The 6422-nt window shown below is 69.0% G+C and carries 7 protein-coding genes; 6 read left to right on the forward strand and 1 reads right to left on the reverse strand.

Annotated elements, in window-relative coordinates; genetic code table 11:
• Positions 1-46: 46 nt before the first annotated feature.
• On the forward strand, positions 47-1159 hold the full coding sequence (locus tag VM685_RS00105) for a ferritin-like domain-containing protein (RefSeq protein ID WP_325458067.1): 1113 nt from the start codon (positions 47-49) through the stop codon (positions 1157-1159).
• 12 nt (positions 1160-1171) lie between these two features.
• On the opposite strand, the gene VM685_RS00110 is transcribed toward VM685_RS00105, so the two are convergent.
• Positions 1172-1909 (reverse strand): hypothetical protein, encoded by a 738-nt coding sequence (locus VM685_RS00110; RefSeq protein ID WP_325458068.1) that lies wholly within the window; start codon positions 1907-1909, stop codon positions 1172-1174.
• 128 nt (positions 1910-2037) lie between these two features.
• Here VM685_RS00110 and VM685_RS00115 point away from each other — a divergent pair, with 128 nt between their 5' ends.
• The 5 genes from VM685_RS00115 to VM685_RS00135 all read left to right on the forward strand — a co-directional run.
• Positions 2038-2235 (forward strand): hypothetical protein, encoded by a 198-nt coding sequence (locus VM685_RS00115; RefSeq protein ID WP_325458069.1) that lies wholly within the window; start codon positions 2038-2040, stop codon positions 2233-2235.
• 835 nt (positions 2236-3070) lie between these two features.
• Positions 3071-3442, forward strand: a complete 372-nt coding sequence (rpsL, locus tag VM685_RS00120) for a 30S ribosomal protein S12 (RefSeq protein ID WP_056018026.1) — start codon at positions 3071-3073, stop codon at positions 3440-3442.
• A 12-nt stretch (positions 3443-3454) separates the two neighbouring features.
• Positions 3455-3928: a 30S ribosomal protein S7 gene (gene rpsG, locus VM685_RS00125; protein ID WP_325458070.1), complete on the forward strand. Its 474-nt coding sequence runs from the start codon at positions 3455-3457 to the stop codon at positions 3926-3928.
• A gap of 103 nt (positions 3929-4031) precedes the next feature.
• The gene (gene fusA, locus VM685_RS00130) at positions 4032-6110 is read left to right on the forward strand and encodes an elongation factor G (RefSeq protein ID WP_325458071.1); all 2079 of its coding nucleotides are present in this window, start codon (positions 4032-4034) and stop codon (positions 6108-6110) included.
• Between the two features lie 51 nt (positions 6111-6161).
• The coding region (locus VM685_RS00135) for a GTP-binding protein (RefSeq protein ID WP_325458072.1) at positions 6162-6422 on the forward strand (261 nt) is incomplete at its 3' end.

The raw sequence follows: 6422 nt of genomic DNA on the forward strand, positions 1-6422 counted from the left end.
TTCCTGATGTCCGGCAATCGCCGGGATAAGGGAAGGAACAAGCGCCATGCTGAACGTGAACGTGGTCGAGGGGCCGCCGACCGAGGTCCAGGTCTTCGACGAGGACGACCTTGCCCACCGGCTGACCGACCACGACGTCGAGGTCATCCGCGAGATCTTCAGGACGCCGCTGACCGGCTCCTACAACTGGGACTACGAGGCGGCCAACTCCCGCATCCGGCGGCTCTACGAACTCGGCAAGCGCTTCAACTGGAACGCCGAGCTGGACGTCGACTGGAGCCAGGCGATTCCCGCCGACGCCGCCGCGGCCGCAGCCCAGGAGGGTCCCGAGGGCTTCGCCCAGCATCCGAAGTGGCAGAAGCTCAGCCCTGAACAGAAGCGCGAGTTCGCCGCCCGCTCGCAGGCCCAGACGCTGTCGCAGTTCCTGCACGGCGAGCAGGGGGCCCTGATGGTGGCCTCCCAGTTGGTGAGCTGCGCGCCGACCCATGACGCCAAGCTCTACGCCGCGTCCCAGACCTTCGACGAGGCGCGCCACGTGGAGGTCTTCCACCGCTACCTGATGGAGCGGTGCCGGATGATCTACCCGATCAACCCGAACCTGAAGTTCCTGCTCGACAAGGTGCTCACCGACGAGCGCTGGGACCTGAAGTTCATCGGCATGCAGATCCTCATCGAGGGCCTGGCGCTCGCCGCCTTCCAGACCATCAAGGAGCAGACGAAGGACCCGGTGCTGCGTGACGTCCTGGAGCTGGTCATGCGCGACGAGGGCCGCCACGTGGCCTTCGGCGTGAACTACCTGGAGGACTGGATCCGCTCCCTGCCCGAAGAAGAGATCGAGGAGCGCGCCCAGTTCGCCTACGAGGCCTGCGTGGTGATGCGCAACCGCCTGGTCTCCACCACCGTGGCCGAGGAGTTCGGCTTCACGACCGAGGAGGCCCTGGAGATCAACAACGCCAGCCAGGGCGGGGCGGCGTTCCGCAAGTTCCTGTTCGAGCGGATGATCCCCAACCTCAAGCGCGTCGGCCTGCTCACCGAGAAGGTCCGGCCGAAGTTCGAGGAGCTGGGCGTCCTCGAGTTCGAGGACCTGCAGAACGACGGCATGATCGACTGGGCGACGCTCGAGGCGCCGCTCAAGAAGAAGACCGGCATCGCCGCCTGAGGGCGGTCCAGGTCAGGGCGGCAGGCGGTCCAGCCGTCTCGCCGCCCGCTTGCTGGGCGGGGGGTTCGCCTGGCCGAGGAGGCTCTCGCCCGCGCCGGTGATGTGCGGCTCGCCGTCGTAGCTGTCTCCCTGCGGGTCCGGCAGGCCGACGGGCGGGCTCGCCGGCCGTTCCTGCGCCGCGACGCGGGCCTCCCGGGCGGCCGCCGCCGCGTCCAGTTCGGCGCGCTTCGCCCGGCTCATCCCCAGCCCCGGATGGATGAAGGGCGCGTCCTTGGCGCCCTTGCCGAGCCGCTCGTCGCACTCCTCACGCTCGCGCCGGTTCAGGCCCACGGCGGTGGTGTTGGCGCAGCCCACGTCGCTGCGGCGCAGGACGGCGCGCACCTGGTCCTTCGGCCCCTCGGGCAGGGGCGCGGGGTGGAAGCCGCCCCGCCGCTCGCCCGCCCCGGGGGCCGGGGCGGCGGCCCGCGGCTCCTCCGGCGGGACGGGGAGGGGGGCCAGCGGCAGGTCGTCCAGGTTGAAGCGCTGCGGGCGGCGGTGCAGCCGGATCGGCGCCGGCGCGGCGGCGCCGGGGACCGGCGGCGGGCGGGGCGGCATGATCAGGACGGGGATGATCGGCTCCGGCGGGCCGGAGACCATCGGCGGCGTCTGCAGGATCGGCGCGTGCAGGGCCACGAGCGTCAGCACCGCCACGTGGGCGGCGCCCGACAGGCCGATCGCGATCGTCGTCCGGCGCCGCTTCGCCGCTCCCATAATTCCTGCCGTCCCTCAGCTCCACCGCATGGGGACCGGGCCCCGCGGCGATTTCGTGGCGCCTCCAGGGTGGCGCATCAGGGCGGGGCGATGTCCACGTCCGGGGAGAGGAGCCGGCGGGTGGATTGATGAAGCAGGGACCCAGCTTCAGCGCGTTCGGCGGGCCCTTGGGCTTCTCGCCCGGGCCGAACTTGATCGAGCAGCCGATCTGCGGGCCGTGGCCCTTCATGCCGCGCGCATCGCCCTCGAACATTCCCAACCGGCCGGTCGCGCCCTGGGGCGTCGGCGGCGGGTCCGGGGCCTTCGCTGCGGCCACGGCGGCGTAGTAGGCGCGTTTGGCGGGGTCGATGGGGGCGGGCATGTAGGGCGCGTCCGCCGCCCCGCGGCCGAGCCGCTCCTCGCAGGCCTCGCGCTCCGCACGGGCCAGGACCTCGGGGTTGGCGCACCCCAGCCCGCCGCGCAGGGCGCGCGACAGGTCCGCCGCCGCGATCGCCGGCGGCCCGCCGCCCGTCTCGCCGGAGGTCGCCGGGCCCGGGGCTTTCGGGGCGGGACGCGGCGCCGCCGCCGCCGCCGCGGTCTCCAGCGGCCTCACATGCGCCGGCAGATCCCTCGGCCGCACCTGCCGGCGGTGCAGCCGGATTGGGCCGCCCGGCGCGCCATCGTCCGAGGGGACGGCCCGCGGCGACAGCAGGATCGGGATGATCGGGAGGGGCGGCCCGGCGCTGGCCGGCGGCGGGACCCTCAGGCGCGGGGCGTGCAGCGCCAGGCCGGCGAGCAGCGCGGCGTGCAGCCCCGCCGAGATCGCCACCGCGCCCACGCTCCGCCGTCCGGCCTTCGGCATGAGCCTCTTCCATCCGTCCCAAGCTGGGCTGTATGGGGCAGGGGCCGCACGGCCTTTTCGTGACCGGAAGTGGGCGGCGCGACCAACCGGGCCCGGGCCTTGCGCAAACGTTGACGGCGCGCCGCTTCGCGACTATGTAGCGCCCTCTTTCGGGGCCGGGATTCGTCCCAGTCCGGAGGCGCGGTTCCCGCCGGAACGCCAGACAACGGCGTCCCGGCGAGTTTTTGCGTTCACCGGCAGGCCCCGGACCAGAACACAACAACGACCCCAATCGAGGCGCCTCGGCCAAACGGCACACGCCTCCACGCAAGCGAGACTAGATGCCTACAGTCAACCAGCTCATCCGCAAGCCGCGCCAGGACAAGCCCTCGCGCAACAAGGTGCCGGCCCTGAAGGGCTGCCCCCAGCGCCGTGGCGTCTGCACCCGCGTCTACACGACGACCCCGAAGAAGCCGAACTCGGCGCTTCGTAAGGTCGCCAAGGTGCGCCTGACCACGGGCATCGAGGCGGTGTGCTACATCCCCGGCGAAGGCCACAACCTGCAGGAGCACTCCGTCGTGCTCATCCGCGGCGGCCGGGTGAAGGACCTTCCGGGCGTCCGCTATCACATCCTGCGCGGCGTGCTCGACACCCAAGGGGTCAAGGACCGCAAGCAGCGTCGTTCGCTCTACGGCGCCAAGCGTCCTAAGTAAGGATCAGAAGATATGTCCCGCCGCCGTCGCGCAGACAAACGTCAAGTCCTCCCGGATCCGAAGTTCGGGGACCTCGTCGTCACCAAGTTCATGAACTACGTGATGTACGAAGGTAAGAAGGCCGTCGCCGAGAACATCCTCTACGGCGCCTTCGACATCCTGGAAGCCAAGCGCAAGGACCTGGGCCCGCTGGAAACCTTCCACGCCGCCCTCGACAACGTCGCTCCCGCCATCGAGGTGCGCTCCCGCCGGGTCGGCGGCGCCACCTACCAGGTGCCTGTGGAAGTCCGTCCGGACCGCCGCCGTGCGCTGGCCATCCGCTGGCTGGTCAACGCCGCCCGCAACCGCGGCGAAAACACCATGACCGAGAAGCTGGCCGGCGAGCTGCTGGACGCCTCCTCGAACCGCGGCGCCGCCGTCAAGAAGCGTGAAGACACGCACAAGATGGCCGAAGCCAACCGGGCCTTCTCGCACTACCGCTGGTAAGCCCTTTCCATCCTGAGCTTTCCGGCGCGGGCGGTTTGAGTTAAACCGCCCGCGCCGTTCGTTCAGGCCCCTACGAACCGCCCTTTTTCCAGAGCCATCCGCTATGCCCCGCACGCATAAAATCGAAGACTACCGCAACTTCGGCATCATGGCGCACATCGACGCCGGGAAGACGACGACGACGGAGCGGATCCTCTACTACACCGGCAAGAGCCATAAGATCGGTGAGGTCCATGACGGCGCGGCCACCATGGACTGGATGGAGCAGGAGCAGGAGCGCGGCATCACGATCACGTCGGCCGCGACGACCGCCTTCTGGAACGAGAAGCGCCTGAACATCATCGACACCCCCGGGCACGTCGACTTCACCATCGAGGTGGAGCGCTCGCTGCGCGTGCTCGACGGCGCGGTCACCGTGCTCGACGGCAACGCCGGGGTCGAGCCGCAGACCGAGACCGTCTGGCGCCAGGCCGACAAGTACCGGGTGCCGCGGATCGTCTTCGTCAACAAGATGGACAAGCTCGGCGCCGACTTCGACAAGTCGGTCGAGTCGATCCGCGACCGCCTGGGCGCCAAGGCGGTGCCGATCCAGCTGCCGATCGGTTCGGAATCCTCCCTGCGCGGCCTCGTGGACCTGGTCCGCATGAAGGCGGTGGTCTGGGACAACGACGGCCTGGGCGCGAAGTACCGCGACGAGGAAATCCCGGCCGACCTGAAGGAAAAGGCCGAGGCCGCCCGCCACTACATGATCGAGAACGCCGTCGAGCTCGATGACGAGGCGATGGAAGCCTACCTCTCCGGCGAAGAGCCGTCGGAAGCGGTGATCAAGAAGTGCATCCGCAAGGCCGTGCTGACCGGCGCCTTCTACCCGATCCTCTGCGGCTCGGCGTTCAAGAACAAGGGCGTGCAGCCGCTGCTGGACGCCGTGGTCGACTACCTGCCCTCGCCGGTGGACATCCCGCCGACCCCCGGCATCGACTTCCGCACGGAAGAGCCGGTGGTCCGCAAGGCCTCCGACGACGAGCCGCTGTCGGTGCTGGCGTTCAAGATCATGGACGACCCGTTCGTGGGCTCGCTGACCTTCTGCCGCATCTACTCGGGCAAGCTCGAGACCGGCATGGGCCTGATGAACTCCACCCGCGACAAGAAGGAACGCGTCGGCCGCATGCTGCTGATGCACTCCAACAACCGCGAGGACATCAAGGAAGCCTACGCCGGCGACATCGTCGCCCTGGCCGGCCTGAAGGACACCCGCACGGGCGACACCCTGTGCGACCCGAACCGCTCGCCGGTCATCCTGGAGCGCATGGAGTTCCCGGCGCCGGTCATCGAGATCGCCGTGGAGCCGAAGTCCAAGGCCGACCAGGAGAAGCTGGGCGTCGCCCTGGCCAAGCTGGCCGCCGAGGATCCGTCCTTCACCGTGTCGACCGACCACGAGTCCGGCCAGACCATCCTCAAGGGGATGGGCGAGCTGCACCTCGACATCAAGATCGACATCCTGAAGCGCACCTACAAGGTGGAAGCCAACATCGGCGCGCCGCAGGTGGCCTATCGCGAAACCATCAGCCGCAAGGCCGAGATCGACTACACCCACAAGAAGCAGACCGGCGGCACGGGCCAGTTCGCCCGCGTGAAGCTGGTGTTCGAGCCGGGTGAAGTGGGTTCGGGCTTCGTCTTCGAGTCCGCCGTCGTCGGCGGCGCGGTGCCGAAGGAATACATCCCCGGCGTCGAGAAGGGGCTGACCTCGGCCAAGGAAAACGGCCTGCTGGCCGGCTTCCCGGTCATCGACTTCAAGGCCACCCTGGTGGACGGCGCCTTCCACGACGTCGACTCCTCGGTGCTGGCCTTCGAAATCGCCTCGCGCGCGGCCTTCAAGGAGCTGCGCGAGAAGGGCGGGGCCAAGCTGCTCGAGCCGATCATGGCCGTCGAGGTCGTGACCCCGGAAGAGTACCTGGGCTCGGTGATCGGCGACCTGAACGGCCGCCGCGGCCAGATCCAGGGCCAGGACGTGCGCGGCAACGCGATCGTCATCAACGCCTTCGTGCCGCTGGCCAACATGTTCGGCTATGTGAACAACCTTCGCGGGATGTCGCAGGGCCGCGCCCAGTTCACGATGCAGTTCGATCACTACGAGGCGGTGCCGCAAGCCGTCGCCGAAGAAGTGATCAAGAAGTACGCCTAAGACCTTCCAACCCTAGCTAGAGGACAAGCCCGGACAGGGCTGGAGCTTGAAATGGCCAAAGAAAAGTTCGAACGCACGAAGCCGCACTGCAATATCGGCACGATTGGTCACGTTGACCACGGCAAGACGACGCTGACGGCGGCGATCACGATGACGCTGGCGAAGGCCGGCGGTGCGAAGGCGATGGCCTATGCGGACATCGACGCGGCGCCGGAAGAGAAGGCCCGTGGGATCACGATCAACACGGCGCACGTGGAATACGAGACGGCGAACCGTCACTACGCCCACGTCGACTGCCCCGGGCACGCCGAC

The sequence above is a fragment of the Phenylobacterium sp. genome, from assembly GCF_035539035.1.
GTDB lineage: Bacteria > Pseudomonadota > Alphaproteobacteria > Caulobacterales > Caulobacteraceae > Phenylobacterium.

What these genes read in the sequence shown, in the direction of transcription:
- rpsL (WP_056018026.1), top strand. Translation starts at nt 3,071, where the DNA reads ATGCCTACAGTCAACCAGCTCATCCGCAAGCCGCGCCAGGACAAGCCC.
- VM685_RS00110 (WP_325458068.1), bottom strand. Translation starts at nt 1,909, where the DNA reads ATGGGAGCGGCGAAGCGGCGCCGGACGACGATCGCGATCGGCCTGTCG.
- VM685_RS00115 (WP_325458069.1), top strand. Translation starts at nt 2,038, where the DNA reads ATGAAGCAGGGACCCAGCTTCAGCGCGTTCGGCGGGCCCTTGGGCTTC.
- rpsG (WP_325458070.1), top strand. Translation starts at nt 3,455, where the DNA reads ATGTCCCGCCGCCGTCGCGCAGACAAACGTCAAGTCCTCCCGGATCCG.
- VM685_RS00105 (WP_325458067.1), top strand. Translation starts at nt 47, where the DNA reads ATGCTGAACGTGAACGTGGTCGAGGGGCCGCCGACCGAGGTCCAGGTC.
- fusA (WP_325458071.1), top strand. Translation starts at nt 4,032, where the DNA reads ATGCCCCGCACGCATAAAATCGAAGACTACCGCAACTTCGGCATCATG.